The organism is Alteromonas sp. G4i13 (assembly GCF_054960505.1).
Genome location: NZ_JBHNYX010000025.1, coordinates 20,204 through 36,761 on the forward strand (window position 1 = coordinate 20,204; position 16,558 = coordinate 36,761).

General features: G+C 45.2%; 13 protein-coding genes. 5 read left to right on the forward strand and 8 right to left on the reverse strand.

Annotation, left to right across the window (positions count from 1 at the left end; translation table 11 throughout):
- Positions 1–213: 213 nt before the first annotated feature.
- Both ACFI6J_RS13255 and ACFI6J_RS13260 read right to left on the reverse strand, forming a co-directional pair.
- Positions 214–909 (reverse strand): LytR/AlgR family response regulator transcription factor, encoded by a 696-nt coding sequence (locus ACFI6J_RS13255; RefSeq protein WP_342340387.1) that lies wholly within the window; start codon positions 907–909, stop codon positions 214–216.
- Positions 906–2,765, reverse strand: a complete 1,860-nt coding sequence (locus ACFI6J_RS13260) for a sensor histidine kinase (RefSeq protein WP_156086741.1) — start codon at positions 2,763–2,765, stop codon at positions 906–908. The genes ACFI6J_RS13255 and ACFI6J_RS13260 overlap by 4 nt, the downstream gene beginning before the upstream one ends.
- A 200-nt stretch (positions 2,766–2,965) precedes the next feature.
- Between ACFI6J_RS13260 and ACFI6J_RS13265 the strand changes: the two genes are divergently transcribed.
- Complete coding sequence (locus ACFI6J_RS13265; protein ID WP_156086740.1) at positions 2,966–4,408, forward strand: serine hydrolase domain-containing protein; 1,443 nt, start codon at positions 2,966–2,968, stop codon at positions 4,406–4,408.
- Positions 4,409–4,436: 28 nt separating this feature from the next.
- On the opposite strand, the gene ACFI6J_RS13270 is transcribed toward ACFI6J_RS13265, so the two are convergent.
- Together ACFI6J_RS13270 and ACFI6J_RS13275 are read right to left on the reverse strand one after the other, a co-directional pair.
- Positions 4,437–5,597 carry an MFS transporter gene (locus tag ACFI6J_RS13270; protein WP_156086739.1) on the reverse strand — a complete coding sequence of 387 codons (1,161 nt, stop codon included), beginning with the start codon at positions 5,595–5,597 and terminating at the stop codon, positions 4,437–4,439.
- Between the two features lie 162 nt (positions 5,598–5,759).
- Positions 5,760–6,713: a YihY/virulence factor BrkB family protein gene (locus tag ACFI6J_RS13275; protein ID WP_101565449.1), complete on the reverse strand. Its 954-nt coding sequence runs from the start codon at positions 6,711–6,713 to the stop codon at positions 5,760–5,762.
- Positions 6,714–7,111: 398 nt separating this feature from the next.
- On the opposite strand from ACFI6J_RS13275, the gene ACFI6J_RS13280 reads away from it, so the two are divergent.
- The 4 genes from ACFI6J_RS13280 to ACFI6J_RS13295 all read left to right on the forward strand — a co-directional run bounded on the left by ACFI6J_RS13280 (position 7,112) and on the right by ACFI6J_RS13295 (position 11,504).
- Positions 7,112–7,666, forward strand: a complete 555-nt coding sequence (locus ACFI6J_RS13280; RefSeq protein WP_156086738.1) for a type 1 glutamine amidotransferase domain-containing protein — start codon at positions 7,112–7,114, stop codon at positions 7,664–7,666.
- Positions 7,667–7,682: 16 nt separating this feature from the next.
- Positions 7,683–8,375 (forward strand): SDR family oxidoreductase, encoded by a 693-nt coding sequence (locus ACFI6J_RS13285; protein ID WP_156086737.1) that lies wholly within the window; start codon positions 7,683–7,685, stop codon positions 8,373–8,375.
- A gap of 436 nt (positions 8,376–8,811) precedes the next feature.
- Positions 8,812–10,203, forward strand: coding sequence for a peroxidase family protein (locus ACFI6J_RS13290; protein WP_231506540.1), 1,392 nt, complete (start codon positions 8,812–8,814; stop codon positions 10,201–10,203).
- Positions 10,204–10,616: 413 nt separating this feature from the next.
- Positions 10,617–11,504, forward strand: a complete 888-nt coding sequence (locus tag ACFI6J_RS13295; protein WP_014977153.1) for an SDR family NAD(P)-dependent oxidoreductase — start codon at positions 10,617–10,619, stop codon at positions 11,502–11,504.
- Between the two features lie 67 nt (positions 11,505–11,571).
- Here the strand turns inward: ACFI6J_RS13295 and ACFI6J_RS13300 are convergent, their stop codons facing one another.
- The 4 genes from ACFI6J_RS13300 to ACFI6J_RS13315 are packed head-to-tail and all read right to left on the reverse strand — an operon-like array spanning position 11,572 to position 16,446.
- The gene (locus ACFI6J_RS13300; RefSeq protein WP_156086736.1) at positions 11,572–12,987 is read right to left on the reverse strand and encodes an ABC transporter ATP-binding protein; all 1,416 of its coding nucleotides are present in this window, start codon (positions 12,985–12,987) and stop codon (positions 11,572–11,574) included.
- Entirely contained in the window at positions 12,984–13,853 is an 870-nt protein-coding gene (locus tag ACFI6J_RS13305; protein ID WP_156086735.1) for an ABC transporter permease, read from the reverse strand. Before ACFI6J_RS13305 ends, ACFI6J_RS13300 begins: the two co-directional genes overlap by 4 nt.
- Positions 13,850–14,833 carry an ABC transporter permease gene (locus ACFI6J_RS13310; protein ID WP_156086734.1) on the reverse strand — a complete coding sequence of 328 codons (984 nt, stop codon included), beginning with the start codon at positions 14,831–14,833 and terminating at the stop codon, positions 13,850–13,852. Before ACFI6J_RS13310 ends, ACFI6J_RS13305 begins: the two co-directional genes overlap by 4 nt.
- A gap of 2 nt (positions 14,834–14,835) precedes the next feature.
- The gene (locus ACFI6J_RS13315; RefSeq protein ID WP_156086733.1) at positions 14,836–16,446 is read right to left on the reverse strand and encodes an ABC transporter substrate-binding protein; all 1,611 of its coding nucleotides are present in this window, start codon (positions 16,444–16,446) and stop codon (positions 14,836–14,838) included.
- Between the last annotated feature and the right edge of the window lie 112 nt (positions 16,447–16,558).

The window sequence follows — 16,558 nt, forward strand, 5'->3', positions numbered from 1 at the left end:
AAAATAGCATCAGGTAAGCTCGCTTTAGTATCGATACTTACCATTAAACGCCCTGAATAGGGCGAATTGTGAACAAAGATTATGGCAATTTAATGGGCAATGGTGGCGAATAGCAGATTTTAGAAATTAGTCATTTGTTGGTTGAAGCAAGATGGTCGCTGAAGTCCCGAGATATAGGAATAACGAAAAAAGTATGCAGTTTGTACTTTTGCTTTACTGGCCCAGAGCATCAACCAGCGTACTGAATTTAGTTCTTCCTACTGGAACACTCGCGCCCGAGTGCAGGTGTGCAATGTACTTCGCGCCTGAGTGTTGTTCAATATGCTTAACTTCATCAAGAGGTATCGCATAAGAGCGATGAACTCGCATAAATCCTTGAGGTAGAATTTGCATTAACCTGTCTAAATGCTTGTCATGCAATATGGTTTGATTGTCTTTAGTGGTTATTTCACTGTAGTGCCCAGCGGCTTGAATGAATTGAATGTCATCAACTTGAAGAAAGCAGAGCACATTGTTTTTGCGATATGACAACCGCTGACATTGGCCCTTAAATTGATGCAGAGAAAAGCGTTCTATCGCTTTACTTATTCTTTCTTGAGTAAATGGCTTACCAATAAAATCGAGTACGCCAAGCTCAAACGCTTCTAAAGCCCTGTCGGTATTCGCTGACACCACCACGGTGTGATAAGGGGCGGCAAGCTGTTGATGAATTAATGAAAAACCGTCTTTTCCATGCAAATTCAAATCTAGAAAAAGCAGGTCTGTGTCGCGGTTAGACAAATGCTCTTCTGCATCATCGAGGTTGGAAAAGCGATGAATAGTGGTTTTATCGTCGGTACACTGGTCGATAAAACGAGCAAGTCGTTTGGCAACCATGGGTTCATCTTCTACTAGGGTAATATTCATCATAGCGTTTGTAAGGTGATTTGTTCGGTCTGCTCGGCGTGCGCGTTACTTTGCTCACCCGAAACGAACGTTGTTGGAAATGTGAGCTTAGTTACCCAATACTTATCTTCAATAAATTCCACTAGCTTCCAGTTATTACCAAACGCTTCTGTGAGCCGGGCTTTAATATACTTGGTGCCAACACCGGTTCCTTCTTTATTCTCTAATGCTGATGTCTGGTAAGAATAGTGTTGAGTAAGCTGAGCTTTAAACAGCAAGGTAGTTGAATGTCTTTTATTCTTATCATGCTTGGCATTCTCTACGGACACACCCTGTGCTTCATCCTCTTGTTGTTCAGAAAAGCTGAGACTAAATAGATACTCTCCCGAGCCGTATCTGTTGTGGCTAAACGCATTTTCTATGAGGGTGAGTAATACTCCGGGAGGAATAAGCTGCTGCCCTTTGTTTTCTGACATCTCCGGCTTTTGCAGTGAAAAGTGGGCGTCGAAGCGGTATCCCATAATTTTAAGGTGACTTTCACAAAGGGCGACTTCCTGCTGTAAAGCAATTAAGGCTCTATCGCTTAAGCTGGCCATTTGGCGAAACTCCGATGCTAACGCCTGAATAAACCCAATGGCTTCTTTTGGGGCGATTTCAATCCACTCTTCAATTGCCGTCAGGGTATTGAGAATAAAGTGAGGCTGTAGCTGCTTCTTTATAAGCTCAAGCTGCAGACGCTGGGTGGTAAGCGTTGACTGCGTAAGTGCACGCTGTCTCTCAGCATGGGTTTGGCTTAGCACGAGTAGTAATAAAAGCGCTAAGCCACTAAACGAAACAAAGAAATATTGGTCCATAAACGAAAACCGGTTAATGAGAACGGGTGAAACAAATACCACTATTCCCATGGTCATTAACCACGCGTACTTCTTCCGTTTATAAATACTGGCCACACCAATAATAAAGCTAATGAGCAAAGACACACTGAACAACAAAAAGCTGCGGTAATCGTAACCATCGAAATATAACAATACCCCACAACTAGCCATAACCAACACAAGCAAGGTACTGATAAACCATGTTTTTGAATAGCGGAAGAAAGACAGGAAAAAGAGCGGTAGCACCAGGCTGATAACAAGGGTTAAGCCAAGGACGATTTCCATTCTAAGGATGTGCCACTGGTAGCTGTAACCGAATAGACCTCGCCATGACTCGGCCAAGATTAATAGAATCAGCATGGTGCATAGGCAGCTAAACCACAGGTATGCAGGCTCTTTGAGCGATGAAAAGTACACCACAAATGAATACATGGCGACAAGAACCAAGCCACTTAGCATCATTAAGGGCAATCGGATACGCCACTCATTAATGGCGGCAAGAGTTTCGAAGTCGTCTGTAAATACCCAATATCCACTACTTTGCGCGGTATCTGGACGAAATTTGCTGCTCAGCCTTACCATCACCGTGTTATCACCAGTATTCAGGTGCTGTGAAGGTAGTATGAATATACTGTCTATTTCACCTGGCAATTCTTTGCTCTCGGCTGTTGCAGGCATGCCGTTATCACCAATGTGATAACCGTTCAAATAAACAGAAAACGCGCCAAGTATAGAAACAAACAAGCCTTTAGGCGCACTCTCGGTTTGTTGTACACCTTGTGACCCATTTGATGTTGCGTTGAACGCAAGTGTGAACTTGAGCCACCTTACTTCATTAGACAGTTCGATGTCCGACTGGGAGTGAGCCTGCCATCGAGGATCGTTCTCCGCTGGTACTTCCTCTTGCCCAGAATAGAGGATGCTGACCTGAGAAGGAAATGTCAGTGAATGGGTGGGCTGTTCGTGCAAAAGTACAACGCCCCAAATGAGCATTGTCATAAGCATTAAGTAGAACCAATTGAGTTTTTGCACGGGAAGTTAGGGCGTGTTGTTTGTTGTTATTGTTAACACAGTACACAGTTTTTAACTGTTAATGAAGTCGAAGTAATGCACTTGGGGAATGCCTGATGCAGTTCAGGAAATAGGTTGCCGTAAACCGAATAATTGACGCTAAATTTGGCTGAAATTTATACGGAGAGTAATGTATGACACCCATTAATAAACTAGTAGCCTTTATCCTTTTACTTTTGTGGTATGCGCCACTTGAAATAGCCCACGCAAATGACAACCAACTGTTGTCTCAAGCAGAACTCAACGAGCTCTTAAAAGAATACAAATTAAGTGGCGTAAGCGTCGCGGTAATCGACGACTTCAATGTTGTCTATTCCGCCACAGCTGGGGAAAAGGTGTTCGGTTCAGGTGATTCTATTAACCAGTCAACGGCCTTTTCTACCGCTTCTATTTCCAAGCCGGTTACCGCGCTACTAGCGGCTATGCTCGAAGATCAAGGCAAGCTTAGTTTAGACGACTCTGTAGCTAAGTATCTCACCCGTTGGACACTGCAAAAAGAGCAGTTTCCCAACCCTGAGGAAATTACTTTTCGTCGGTTGCTCAGCCACACTGCGGGCACCACACAAAGTGGGTTTGCTGACTTTTATAAAGGAGACGCTGTGCCAACGGCTATCGATAGCCTAAATGGAGTAAACGTCCCCCGTTATGACTCGCCCATTAGCTTAGCATTTAAGCCTGGTGAAAGTTGGTCGTATAGCGGCGGTGGCTACGTTATTGTGCAAATTGCGCTGGAAGATCTAACTGGAAAGACATTGCCTGAATTAGCAGAAGAAATGCTATTTAAGCCGCTTAACATGGTTAACACCACAATGTATCAACCTGACAGCCCGCTATTTTTGCAAAATGTGGCAAGCGTTCATCACGACGATTTGAGCGTGATCCAATCTGGATATCCAATTTGCCCGCAAATCGCGCCTTCGGGAATGTGGAGTAATGCTCTTGATATGGCAACATTGATTATTGAAATGCAAAGAGCACTAAATGGCGATGATACAAAGGTAATCTCGCAAGCAGTGGCGCGTAATACTACTCAAATTGAAACCCTCGATGTTGTAGGTGGTTGGGGACTAGGCTGGATGCGTCTTGAGGCTAAAGGCAACCTAGAGTGGTTCTCTCATGGTGGTTCAAACACGGGAACAGGAGGGCAAATCATGGGCACAATGCGCGATGGTAGAGGTATCGCTATATTCGGTAACGGCGGCAACCCTGCTCGAATTCCGGTTATTGAAACAGTTATTGCAACGGTTGTGGAAAAGCTCGACTGGAAGAAAAGCTTGCCCGTGGTAAAGCAACAGATTCCCCTTAAACTGTTAAATGACTTTGAAGGTAAATACCTCGCAGGCTTTGGAGAAACCATCGAAATCAGCAAGCAGAATAACCAGCTTTTCTACCAAGGAAGACTGTTGCTGTGGAGTCATATTGAAAGTGGGGAGCTTGTTTACCTTGGTGACGGAGAATTTGGTGTGGAAGGTTATCCAAACCGACTTTCTCTTGAAACAGTAAGCGGTAAAAAGCGGCTGAAAGTGTCGCGAAAAGGAAGCGATAAGGTGTCGTATTTTGAATCTGCCCCAGAATAGGGGCAGTAAGATGGACAAGGCGAGTGTGTTACTCGCCTGCCATGGCGCGCCCTTTGGTTTTAACACTGGCTATCAGCATATAAATACTGGTAGCAAGTAAGCACGCAAATAAGTAACCCATCAACCCTTGAGGGCCTACTAAAAAGTTATCGGCAATAAGTGGGCCTACTACTGAACCCACGCTGTAGCTGAAAAGCATGACCTGTGTGGCGCATACAATGAAGCTAGCATCGAGTTTGTCGCAGGCCAGATTTATTGCCACTGGGTATAGGGCAAATATTGCCATCCCTAATAGAAACAGACCAGCTCCCAAAGCGTATATACCACTAACCGCTGCGGTTAATGTTATGGCGGCGACACCTAGTAAACAAAATAGCGCCATGAGTAACGTGCGGCCTAAATGCTTGGATAACGCAGGAATTAAAGGTTGAACTGCCATAGCGCCTAAAATAATTAAGGCCATTAAGCTACCCAAATCGTCATGAGCAATGCCCCGGTTTAATAGTTCAAGAGGCATTAAGCCGTAAATGGCACCTAGGGTTAAGCCTGACACTATGCAACCAATAATTGCGGCATGATTTAGTTTCGATATTTGCTTTAGCGACAGTGGCGTACTGTGGGAAGCTTCAGGCTGCTCGCTCTTTGCAAACAAAAGTACGCCAATGGCTAAAATCAACATGGTGAAAATGGCAGCAAAAGGAAGCATGCCGCCTACGCCAATAGCGCCAATACCTAACTGACCTAAAGAGCTTCCCCCGTACAGTGCGCCCATGTACAAGCCTAAACGTTTGGCTCTATCGGCTTCGTCGCCGTGTAAAAGCCACGACTCTACGATAACAAATACACCCGCTACAGCAACGCCAGCCACTAACCGAGCCACAAGCCAAACTGCGGTGTGAGCAAACAAAGGCATTACTACAATAGTTAGTAATAGTACGCCTAAACACAGCGCAAAACCGTGCTTGTAACCAACGCGGGTTACCAACGGTTCAATACTAAGGGCACCCACTAGTAGTCCAGCGTAAAAGCTGCTAGCCAGCCAACTGGCGATAGCCGTGTCTAGGTTGTAATGGCTGAGCATTAGTGGGATCAGACTCATCAAATAGCCAGACGCAACTGCGTACATACCCAGCGCAATAACGGGAACAGAAACCCGCGCTTTGGCTGGCGGGATAAGGGTGTTGTCCAAGGTAATGCCTTACATCAAAGGAAAGAGAAGATAATTTCGCGGCGCGAATATGAGGCAAATTCAGATATAGGTAAAATGAAAAGAAATGCTCGTAAAGATGCTAAAAATTGATGGTGAGGAAGGCGCTGCTAGATAGTGCATGCGCCTCAGATAGTTTAAGCATTAGCGCCTTAAATCATCCGGTGTATGGTCTGCCACAAATGCGTTTCTTTCGCCCATGGGTCTGTCTTCACCCACCGTACTGTCTGCAGTAGTTTGGAGCTCTATCGACGAGTTCACCTCTGCACCGATTAGAATGATATAGGCGGTTAAATACAACCACATAAGCAAAATAATAATGCCCCCAACGGAGCCGTAGGTTTTGTTGTAGCTTCCAAATTCATTGAGGTATATCGAAAAACCATACGAGGCTACCACCCATAATAAGGTGGCAAAAACTGACCCCGGCGTCACCCAGCGCCACTGGGCTTCTCTTCGGTGAGGGGCATATCGATATAGGGCTGAAAGCGCAATATTAAATAGGGCCAGCATAACTGGCCAAGTCACCCACATGGCTTGCTCGGTACTAAGGGCATTTGACGTCATCCAGTTTAATGCTTCGGGTAAAATAGTGATGCAGGCAAGGGACACAATTACAGTAAGGATCATAAATATGGTGCAGGTGATGCGTGCCAGGATACCTTTGAAAAAGCCTCTTCCTTCCGCCTCGCTATAGGTAATGTTGCATGCTTTTATCAGTGCGTTGGCGCCTTTGCTACTGCTCCACAGTGATAAGAGCAGAGTAAATAAAAAACTCCAGCCCAATGCAGTATTCGACTTCTCGGTTAAATTTTTAAGCTGTTCTTCAATGATGTAGCGACTGTCATTTGGTACTACATTTACCAGCAATGCCATGTGGCGTTGCAGTTCATCGGGAGAGACAACGAGCCCATACAAAGCAATAGTTGCCCCTAGTAGTGGGAAGATAGCCAGCAAGCAGTAAAAGGCAACGCCAGCGGAGATAAGAGGAATGTTGTCTTTTTGCAGGCTAGTGAAAATACGCTTTGAAATACTCCACCAACTTTTCAAAGAAAGCTCGAATGCAGATTTAGCGTGGTTGAAACGTTCCTTGCTCATGTGTCCTCATGTTTTGCCTAAACGATAGAACTCTTAGAGCTTGATACATGAAAACTTCGCTGTCGGCTTACATTAACTTAAAAAAGGAGCGAGAAAGAAGCTCTGTAAATCGTTCACAAAATCTGAATATGTGCGTGGCTATCAATGGTGGTGAAATTGTTGGTATTTCATTTATTGTAATTGAATCAATGGTTTGCGTTTCTTGGTTTGGATGGTTTGTAATTTGCACCTTCAACAGCATCGTAGCTAGATAGTAAGAGCTAGGTTATGCCATGCACAAACTAACGCGTTCACCTGATGGGATTTGCTAAAGGTGGTAGGCGGACAGTTATTCCTATTGTGTGGCGCCCCCTGTTTTTACTAGCTTTACATTTCGTCTTTCAAAAGGAGTGAACATTATGAGCAACACCCAAAACCTTAAAGGCAAAAAAATCGCTATTTTGGCAACCAATGGTTTTGAGCAAAGTGAGTTGATTCAACCAAGAGACAAGTTTATTGAGCAAGGTGCTGAAGTTGATGTGCTATCTATTGATGATCAGACAACAATTAAAGCATGGGACGAAGACAACTGGGGGAAGGACGTCAATGTTGATAAACAAGTTACGTCCGTTAATCCTGAAGATTACGATGCCCTTGTGCTACCTGGCGGTCAAATCAATCCCGATGTGCTGCGTACCAACGAAGATGCAGTTGCCTTCATCAAAAATGCAAACAGCGCGGCAAGTATTAAAGCTATAGGTGCTATCTGTCATGGTCCATGGTTGCTGGTGGAGTCTGGGTTAGCGAAAGGTGCAACACTCACTTCGTTTCCTAGTATCCAAACAGATCTCAAAAATGCTGGTGCGACCTGGGTTGATGAAGAAGTGGTGACCCACTCAAAACTAGTCACTAGTAGAAACCCAGATGATATTCCAGCTTTCGTAAGCAAAATTAGTGAATTGGTTGCCCAGTAAAAAAAGGAGGAAGTGTATGTCCACCTCAGCTACAAATAAAAAGGTTATCGCGATAACGGGGGCTTCCAGCGGCATTGGCGAAGAAACGGCAAAGCAATTGGTAGATAACGGTTTTAACGTTGCCCTCTTAGCGAGAAGTGAGGACAAACTGCGTGCCTTGGTTGAAGAGCTTGGCAATGATAATGCATTTGCTGTCAAAGCTGACGTAAGCGACTTTAATGAGTTAGATAAGGCGTTTAAACAGGTAAGCGAACATTTCGGTCGTATTGACGGCATTTTCGCCAATGCAGGGCGCGGCGCGAAAGCCGCCGGCATTGAAAAGGGGGACGTAGATGACTGGGATGGCATGCTGGGCGCAAACGTAAATGGACTGCTTTATACCGCAAAAGCCGGATTGCCGTACTTGCGCGATACGCAAGGCCACTTCATCATTACGTCTTCGGTCGCCGGTCGAATAGCTCTCAAAGGCTCTGTATATGGGGCAAGTAAGTGGTTTGCTTATGGTTTCGGTCAGAACCTCGCAGAAGAAATGCGCGAGTGGGGCGGCCGCTGTACAACTATCTGCCCTGGTATGGTGAATACGCCATTTTTCGATGAACCTAAGGAAGATAAGCTTCAGCCAGCGGATATCGCAAAATCGGTATTGTTTGCCCTAAGCGCAGAAGAGTCAGCCTGCGTTCGCGAGGTTTATGTTATGCCGGCGAAGTAAAGCAAAAGGCTAGTTGAGTATAATGATGTACCGTGTTTTTACAGTTCTTAATTGGCGTCAGCACGTTAACAAATGGGTCAGAACTGAATTTTATGTAGCTTTTGGCCTATGTGAAACCTCATGCAGAGGACGGTTGAGTTTAAACCGTCCATCTTTTTTTTTTGAGTTTGGAGCCAAGGAAACGGAGACAAACGAAGGGGTATTCGCTGGTGAATTTACTCAACGATCATTTTCTATAACAGCTTAAGGTTATCTTAATTGTTGAAAAAATGAACACATCGAGATAGTCTAATATAAGCCTTGAGCTGGTCTTGTTGTTCAAAAAGGGAAAGCAGAGTATGGATGCTCATGATGTTTCCGAGCAATAGATTATCAATAACTTCCCCATTTTTAGTGTTTATCAGTGAAAAGGTGATAACTAAAATGGAGACTGAATATGATACATCATGGCATCAATACACCTAGCGGTATGACCCCTAAATGCACCCATCATCAATCACAAGGCCGATTCAGGCGTCTATTTCCTCAACTCCCTCGACTTATCAGTAACTCGCATGATCTTCGTGAATGCGGTAAAAAGAACGGACCCATGGATTCCGAAGCAGAAGCCAAGTTGTCAAATATTGACCTGGGTTACGTATTCTTAGGCCAATTCATCGATCATGATATTACCCTTGATGTTACATCGAGTTTAAGTTCACGAAATACCCCTGATGACATCAATAATATCCGAACGCCTACCCTGGATTTGGATTGTATCTATGGTTCGGGTGTTGAAGGGACACCGCATCTCTACTATCACGCACCACCAAACGCCTCCGGCAAACCTAAACAAATAGACAAGTTGCACCTGCTGACGAACGGTGATGATTTACTTAGAGCAGAGAGTACTCCTCAGGGGCATTTAAACCAAGTGGCGTTGATTGGCGATCCACGTAACGATGAAAACCGAATAGTCTCTCAGCTTCAATTACTGATGCACTATTTTCATAATACGGTTGTCAATGAGTTACTAACGAAGGGCACTTATACGACGAAAACTGCTCTTTTCGAAAAGGCGCGAGAGATCGTGACCTGGCACTACCAATGGGTCGTTATTTATGACTTTTTACCCAAGCTAGTAGGTCAAACGGTCGTCGATGATATTATGTGTAACGGTCGACGATTTTTTACTGAAGATAACTCTCCATTTATTCCGGTTGAATTTTCCGTCGCCGCCTATCGCTTTGGTCATACAATGGTTACCAACCCATTAGACTTTAACGAAAGTCATAAAGGCGTAACGATGTTTGGTAGCGAGTTAGGTACAGGGTTCCAGAAGAATACGGCAGGAGCGATTAACTGGAGTTGGTTTTTTGGAGAAGATTCTCAGAAAGCGGGGGCGGTCGATGAAAAACTTCCTTCAGAATTACTGGAGTTGCCGTTTATCAAAAATGCTGAGGCATCGCTTGCCGTAAGAAATTTGCAACGTGGTCAGAGCTTTTCACTGCCATCAGGCCAGTCAGTGCACAAATACATGGAGTCTGTTTTAGGCGTAAGCCTGGATTCTCCCGATATGTCGATGTTCGAACTGCCGGGCAACTTAGCTCAAGCAACTCCGCTGTGGTTATACATTCTTTGCGAGGGAAGCCTCTCAGGAGGCAATCATTTGGGGTCTGTTGGAGGTTATATTGTAGCTGAAGTGCTTATAGGTTTGATTGAAAGTGACCCTCACTCGTTCTTAGGATCTAACCCTTCATGGTATCCAGAACTAAAAGTACAGGGCAGTCAACCCGCTGGAGCTTTCGAAATGGCTGACATCATCAAATATACTGATTTCGCGGCTTAACAAACAAGCGGAAGTATTTACTGAGGCGTGAAGATATCGACTCCTGTAAGTACGCTCTGTCAAAAGCCATTGTTGAGAATTAGATTAGTAGCACCAGAGTAAAATCGAACAGTCGGTTAGGTTGATGTAGAACGGATGAGACAGTTTTCAACATAGAAATATAGTAGCGGGGTAATGCAAAGGGCAGGGTTAGTCACTGCCCTTTTTTATTTGCCCCGCCTTTACGTTTAACCTGACTTATTAATTTCATGAAGCTATTCAGATTAGCCAAATAAAGTATTTTCCCCATCCTGTTACCCCTAATCTAGGTGTGTAGATAAGCGCTAGTTGAGTGAGATAGGCGATTGCAAACTCCTCATTGAAATGGCTTTCCCAAAGGGCCCGCGGCGCAATAACAATAACAGGAGAGTAAGATGTCTAACGAATTTACGGGTAAGACCGCTATTATTTCTGGCGCCGCTGGCGGCATAGGGTTAGCGCTGGCAGAGGCATTGGCAAGGCAGGGTATGAATATCGTCATGGGCGATATTGATAATGCTGCATTAACCGAATCGGGTAACGACTTACGAGAGAAAGGTTTTGATGTATTGACTTGCGCCCTTGATGTTACCGATTACGCTCAGTGGGAAGATATTGTAGCTAACGCCAAAGAGAAGTTTGGCAAGGTTCATATGGTCATCAATAATGCTGGTGTTGGCGGTACGCCGGGGAAAGTCGAAGATTCGGAGCATGAGACCTGGCGCTGGGTAATGGACGTCAACGTTATGGGCGTACTCTATGGCGCACAAGCATGCGTGCCAGCTATTAAAGAGCACGGCGAAGGAGGTTGGGTGCTAAACGTGGCGTCGATGGCAGGAATGATGGGCATGCCATATGCGGCGGCCTACTGCGCATCAAAGGCTGCGGTTGTCTCTATGACGGAAAGCTGGGTACCAGAATTAAAACCTTTTGGAATCCATACTTCTGTATTGTGTCCAGCATTCGTGAAAACCCGCATTCACGAGTCGTATAGAAATAGGCAGCAAAAATATGCAGTAGCCGCTGAAAAACGCATTGATAAAGAGAAGCTTAAAGCCGGAGCTCAAGCAGCCACTAAAGCAGTAGAGTCGGGAATCGATGCCTCTGTGCTAGCTGAACGCGTGATAGAGGCGCTTCAGTCAGAGCAAACTTATATTTATACCCACCCGAATTATCGAAAGGTTACTACGGCGCGCTTTAGCGCGATTGATAGCGCCTTTGTCGATGCTGAGCAGAGTCAGGCTGTAGGTCATCTTATTGATGATGAAATCGTGACTTTTTAGTTCATTCGCGGCTACGGTTTGCGTATAAACACACGAAAGTCCCCTGAAACTTGTCTTCCAAAAGCCGTTATATAACGGCTTTTGATGTTGTGAGAGTCTGAAGGTCAATGACGCGGTCACAGACTTTTTCTAGCTGTGTTCTATCGTGGCTGATAAAGAGCACCGTGCAATTTTCTTCTCTGCATTGATCGACAAGTAAGTGAGTAATTGCCTTACTTGTAATGGGGTCGAGCCTAGATGTTGGCTCGTCAGCTATAAGTAGCTTGGGCTTTAGTAGCAGCGCGCGCAGCAATGCAATGCGTTGAAGCTCACCTCCACTTACCTCAGAGGCGCTGCGCTCAAACAATCGCTGGTTAAGGCCTAGTTGAGATGAAAGTAAATCGGCACGCTTTTTAGACACCTTGTGGAGCTTTATTACGTCATCAATCAATGATTTAAGCGTAGTGTGATCGGCAAATGAACTGGGGGGATCTTGATACAGCTTTAGGGTTTGATAACGGTGTAAAAGCGTATGAAACGCAATATTGCCTTGATAGGGTAGAAGCCCAAGTAGAGCATCACCTAGAGACGTTTTTCCACTGCCGCTATCACCACAAAGCCCGACAATTTCGCCTTCCCCTAAAGAAAAACTAAGGCCAGTAAATAGTGTACGGTTACCTCTCATAATTGTGAGATCATTCACCGATACCAGCGGTGCAAACCTATGCGTTTTTTTTGTGGTAGCCGTCCAGTGTTGCGGAGCCGACGCAATAAGGGTTTTGGTATAGTTTGAAGACGGGGAGGACAGTATCTTGCGGGTATCACCTGTTTCAACCAGTTTCCCGTTTTTAAGCACCATACATTTACCACCCAGTGCCTCTGCCACTGAAACATCGTGCGTAATGGTAAGTAGCGTACCGTCGTTAGCTTTTTGCTTTAGTTGCTCAATAATATGATGTTTGCGTCCGGCATCTAGCCCTTTTGTGGGTTCGTCGGCTAGAAATAAAGGTGCATTAGTCGCTGATGCACAGGCAAAAGCGACACGCTGTGCCATTCCACCGGAAAGTTGAGAAGGGACCTTATCACTGTCGTCTTTAAGAGCCAGGTTTTCTAGCTGTGTCTTCGCACTCTTTTGTGCTTCGCGAGCACCGTTACCCAATGTAAACCGAAAAACTTCGGCGACTTGCTGGCGAATTTTCATCATTGGGCTTAGAGAATGCCATGGCTCTTGCGGCAGCATAACAATGTCTCGCCCCCACAATTGTTCACATTCACGTCGGTTGGCACGAAGCATATCTACACCGTTTACCAGAACATTTCCCGTAACCTTCAGTGCAGACGGTAAGTCGCCCATAATTGCTTGCGCTAGCAGACTTTTACCTGCCCCGGTTTCACCCAATATAGTCAGTGTCTCGCCTTGTTCAAGGCTAAGGGATAGATCCTCTACAATAATGGTGTCTTGCGCGTAAATTGATAAGTGTTCAATAGCAATGTATTGGCTCACAGTTTGCGCTCCAATGCATCATTCTTTGATAGTCTACTGCTGCTGTCAAAAATGAACTTATTTAAACGAGGTGTTTTGTCACTCTTCGCAGAAAGTAAGTGAAAGCCCAGTACGAGAACGAATAGGGTGGAAATAGGTTGTGCGAGCAGCCAAGGTGCTTCGTGATAGTATGGAAAAAGCTCAACTATCATCAGCCCAAGCTCAGGGCTGGGTGGTTTTAAACCAACATAAACGAAGCCCACCGATGCCATGGCGATAATTGAGGAGGAGGCACCAAAAGCAGCAAGTGATAACACGTCTTGTCGAATGGCGGGCCATATATGCTTATTAAATAAATAGCGTTTTGGAAAACCCATTAGCGCAGAGTTTTCCAGTGCAGGGCCTGTCACTACTGGTAGAGTGATAGCACGTACCAGCCTGAAGTACTCGACGGCCAGTACTAAGGAAATGGCTAAATACAGCATAATGAAAGAGCCTGGTACTAGCGCCGCGAAAAGAAGAATAAGTACCAGTCCGGGGAGCGCCAATATTGTATTGGCAATGAAATTCAACGTCGTATCTACCCAACCTCTACACCACGCTGCAATTACGCCCGTTAGCACGCCAATGATTGATGAACTTAGTACACACAGTGCAGCGAGAGAAAGTGATATGCGCAGACCCTCTGAGATTCTGGCTAACATGTCGCGTCCGAACTGATCTGTACCTAACCAATGTTGCGCACTTGGGGCTTCGAGCACTTGCTTTAAATTTTGTTGATTACCGTTTGTTCCCAATAGAACAGGCTCGCCCAACGCAAGTAATAAGAGCAGCATCAAAAGTGAAAAGCCAATCACTTTTTCAACAGGTAAGGCGGGTGTCTTCATTGGCTATACCCTCGATTCTCTCTCACCCTTGGGTCGAGTGCATACTGACTTAAATCGACTAGTGTGTTGACCAATACGAATAAAATGCCCATCAGCAAAGCTGTGCCTTGCAACATAGTGATGTCGCGGGCAAAGACAGCATGGGAAAGTCCGTGTCCTATGCCGGGCCAAGCAAAAAGGCTTTCAATCATAATTACGCCTTCAATTAACCCGATAAGCTGTATGCCCATGAAGGCTAGAGCAGGTATTACAATGTTAGGTAGCGCATGGCACCTAAACGCCTCTAGAGCGCTTAACCCTTTTATCTTGGCGAAATGGAAGTAACCCGATTGAACCGCATTAACAGTACTATTGCGAATTACGCGGTTTGATATAGCCGCCAGGCTTAACCCTAAGGTCATTACAGGTAATATGGTATAGACAAAGCCTGAAGAGCCCGCAACCGGAAGCCAGTTGAGCTCTAGAGCAAAAATAAAGATGAGAATTAGCCCCAAGCAAAAGACCGGTTGAGAGCGCACGAACGTGGAAAACACTAATACTGCTTTATCAAAAAGAGAAGCACGGCTTTTAGGAGTATTTTCACTTTTTCGAGCGCTTCTGATGCCGCTATAAATTCCCAGAGGAAACGCAATTAATGCGGATACCAGAATAGCGAGTCCAGCGAGAACAAGGGTGTAAGAAAGCTGATTTTGTAGCTCAACAACAATGGGGGCCCCCGTGACCAAGCTATTGCCTAAATCCAGTGAGGCTAAATCAGTCATCCAGCTTACGTACTGTTCGAAAGCGCTTCTGTGCAGACCAAGTTCTTCTGCTACGGCGTTAGCGGCACTTGTGCTTACCGCATCGTCACCGTAGCGGCCAGCCGCTATTTTGTAAGCCATATCTCCAGGTAGTGAACGGGTTATAATAAATGTGAGTGTGCCTACACTCCACGCCATCAGTACAGCTTGAAGCAGCCGTTGAAGTAGGATTTTTCTCATTATTATGGGGCTATTCTCATTTGAGATACGCGAAAAGAACGCTCGTAAGGGTCGAAGCTGAAGTTTCTTAGTCGGCTAGATGTCGCCGTTTGCTGCACATAGTACATAACGGGGATAAGAGGAACGTCTTGCTGAACTTCTTGCATAATTGATGATATCAATGATTTGTAAGCGTGTTCATCCGTGGTGTGACTCAAGGTCTTTAAATCGCTAAACACTTTTTCATTTTGCCAGTTCATTGGCCCCCAATCGCCGCCTTCTTTTGAAGAAAAGTCAGCCAGCATTATACCGAGAGGGTCTGGGATGTTAGCAAAGTTACGCGCCATAAGTGCAGTTTGCAATGTACCATCAGCATGCCCTGAAGGAATGGCACTTACATTTTCCATATGGACAGAGAGCTTCACTCCAATGCTAGCCCATTGATCTTGAATTGCCGTGGCAATGGTAATGAGTTCTGGCCGATTGGCGTAGGTAATCATGTCAAGCGTTAAAGGTGAGCCATTTTTGTAGCGCACTCCATCCTCACCTACTAACCATCCCGCGTCGGTTAGCAGCTGTGCCGCTTTTTTCCTGTTTAATAATAAGTCGCCATTTTCAACGCTATTTTTAATTGTTGGATTATTGTCAGCGTCACCCATTGAAATAGTATTGGTAGCATTATCTGTGGCAGTAGACCGAATATGCCAGTCTCGAATATTTGGGCCAAATAGCTGATCAGCAGAGATATTCGATATACGCATTACGCCAGATGCAATGCCTTTTCTGTCAATCGCTAAACTCAATGCTCGCCTTACTTTTACATCTGAGAGGATAGGATGGCCGCTATTTAACTTAACTAGAGTGGTGCGAGGGATCCTGTCGCTAAACACGTTTACGTCAGAGTCAGTGCGCAACATGCTAACCGCGGCAGGGTCGAGGTTGTACACAATATCTGCTTGCCCCGTTCGTACCATAAGCGCCCGCGTTTCAGAGCGGTGACCCGTTACGTACTCAACGTTTTCAATAACAGCGGGCTCGCCCCAATAATTGTCAAAGCGCGTGGTTGTAATATTGTGGGGAGGTTCAAAGTGCGTAATCTGATAGGGGCCTGTACCTATTAAGGTTTTAATTCGATTGAACTTGCCGAAGGTAGCAGGTGCCACGATCGCAGTTGCATAATTACTTAACAGGGAAGGGAAAGGACGGTAACTTTGGTTCAAGGTGAACTTGATAGAATATTCTGATACCACCTCCATGTTGGCGATCATATCTTTTGAAAATGGCGTTGGTTTACCAAACGCGACCGAAAGGCTTTTGTAGACGGCGTCGGCGGTCATTAACGTGCCGTCATGAAAATACACATCAGGACGTAAATTGAATGTCCAAACAGTAAAGTCCTCATCATTTGACCATGAGCTAGCAAGTCCTGGGATAAGCTGACCTTGGTTGTCCACGTCTATGAGAGTTTCCAGAATTTGCATTCGCGTAAACATGTAGCCGGTACTTGCCGGGTCGTTATTGACTGGTTCAAAAGGACCACTGATCAGAATTTTGTTTGTAGGTTGTGAAGGTGTGCAGGCACTAAGTAGAACGCTGGCAACGACGAGTAAAATTGTTAGATGTCTAATCCGCATATTATTTTTATGTATTCCCTTCGAGCCTTTAAGCTTTTTCGTGTCTATTTGAATCCTGTGAATCAGTATCAGTATTCTTAGGCTGACGCCCTGAATAGTAAAACAAAGATCC

What these genes read in the sequence shown, in the direction of transcription:
- ACFI6J_RS13260 (WP_156086741.1), bottom strand. Translation starts at nt 2,765, where the DNA reads ATGCTTATGACAATGCTCATTTGGGGCGTTGTACTTTTGCACGAACAG.
- ACFI6J_RS13275 (WP_101565449.1), bottom strand. Translation starts at nt 6,713, where the DNA reads ATGAGCAAGGAACGTTTCAACCACGCTAAATCTGCATTCGAGCTTTCT.
- ACFI6J_RS13255 (WP_342340387.1), bottom strand. Translation starts at nt 909, where the DNA reads ATGATGAATATTACCCTAGTAGAAGATGAACCCATGGTTGCCAAACGA.
- ACFI6J_RS13265 (WP_156086740.1), top strand. Translation starts at nt 2,966, where the DNA reads ATGACACCCATTAATAAACTAGTAGCCTTTATCCTTTTACTTTTGTGG.
- ACFI6J_RS13315 (WP_156086733.1), bottom strand. Translation starts at nt 16,446, where the DNA reads ATGCGGATTAGACATCTAACAATTTTACTCGTCGTTGCCAGCGTTCTA.
- ACFI6J_RS13290 (WP_231506540.1), top strand. Translation starts at nt 8,812, where the DNA reads ATGATACATCATGGCATCAATACACCTAGCGGTATGACCCCTAAATGC.
- ACFI6J_RS13280 (WP_156086738.1), top strand. Translation starts at nt 7,112, where the DNA reads ATGAGCAACACCCAAAACCTTAAAGGCAAAAAAATCGCTATTTTGGCA.
- ACFI6J_RS13285 (WP_156086737.1), top strand. Translation starts at nt 7,683, where the DNA reads ATGTCCACCTCAGCTACAAATAAAAAGGTTATCGCGATAACGGGGGCT.
- ACFI6J_RS13310 (WP_156086734.1), bottom strand. Translation starts at nt 14,833, where the DNA reads ATGAGAAAAATCCTACTTCAACGGCTGCTTCAAGCTGTACTGATGGCG.
- ACFI6J_RS13295 (WP_014977153.1), top strand. Translation starts at nt 10,617, where the DNA reads ATGTCTAACGAATTTACGGGTAAGACCGCTATTATTTCTGGCGCCGCT.
- ACFI6J_RS13305 (WP_156086735.1), bottom strand. Translation starts at nt 13,853, where the DNA reads ATGAAGACACCCGCCTTACCTGTTGAAAAAGTGATTGGCTTTTCACTT.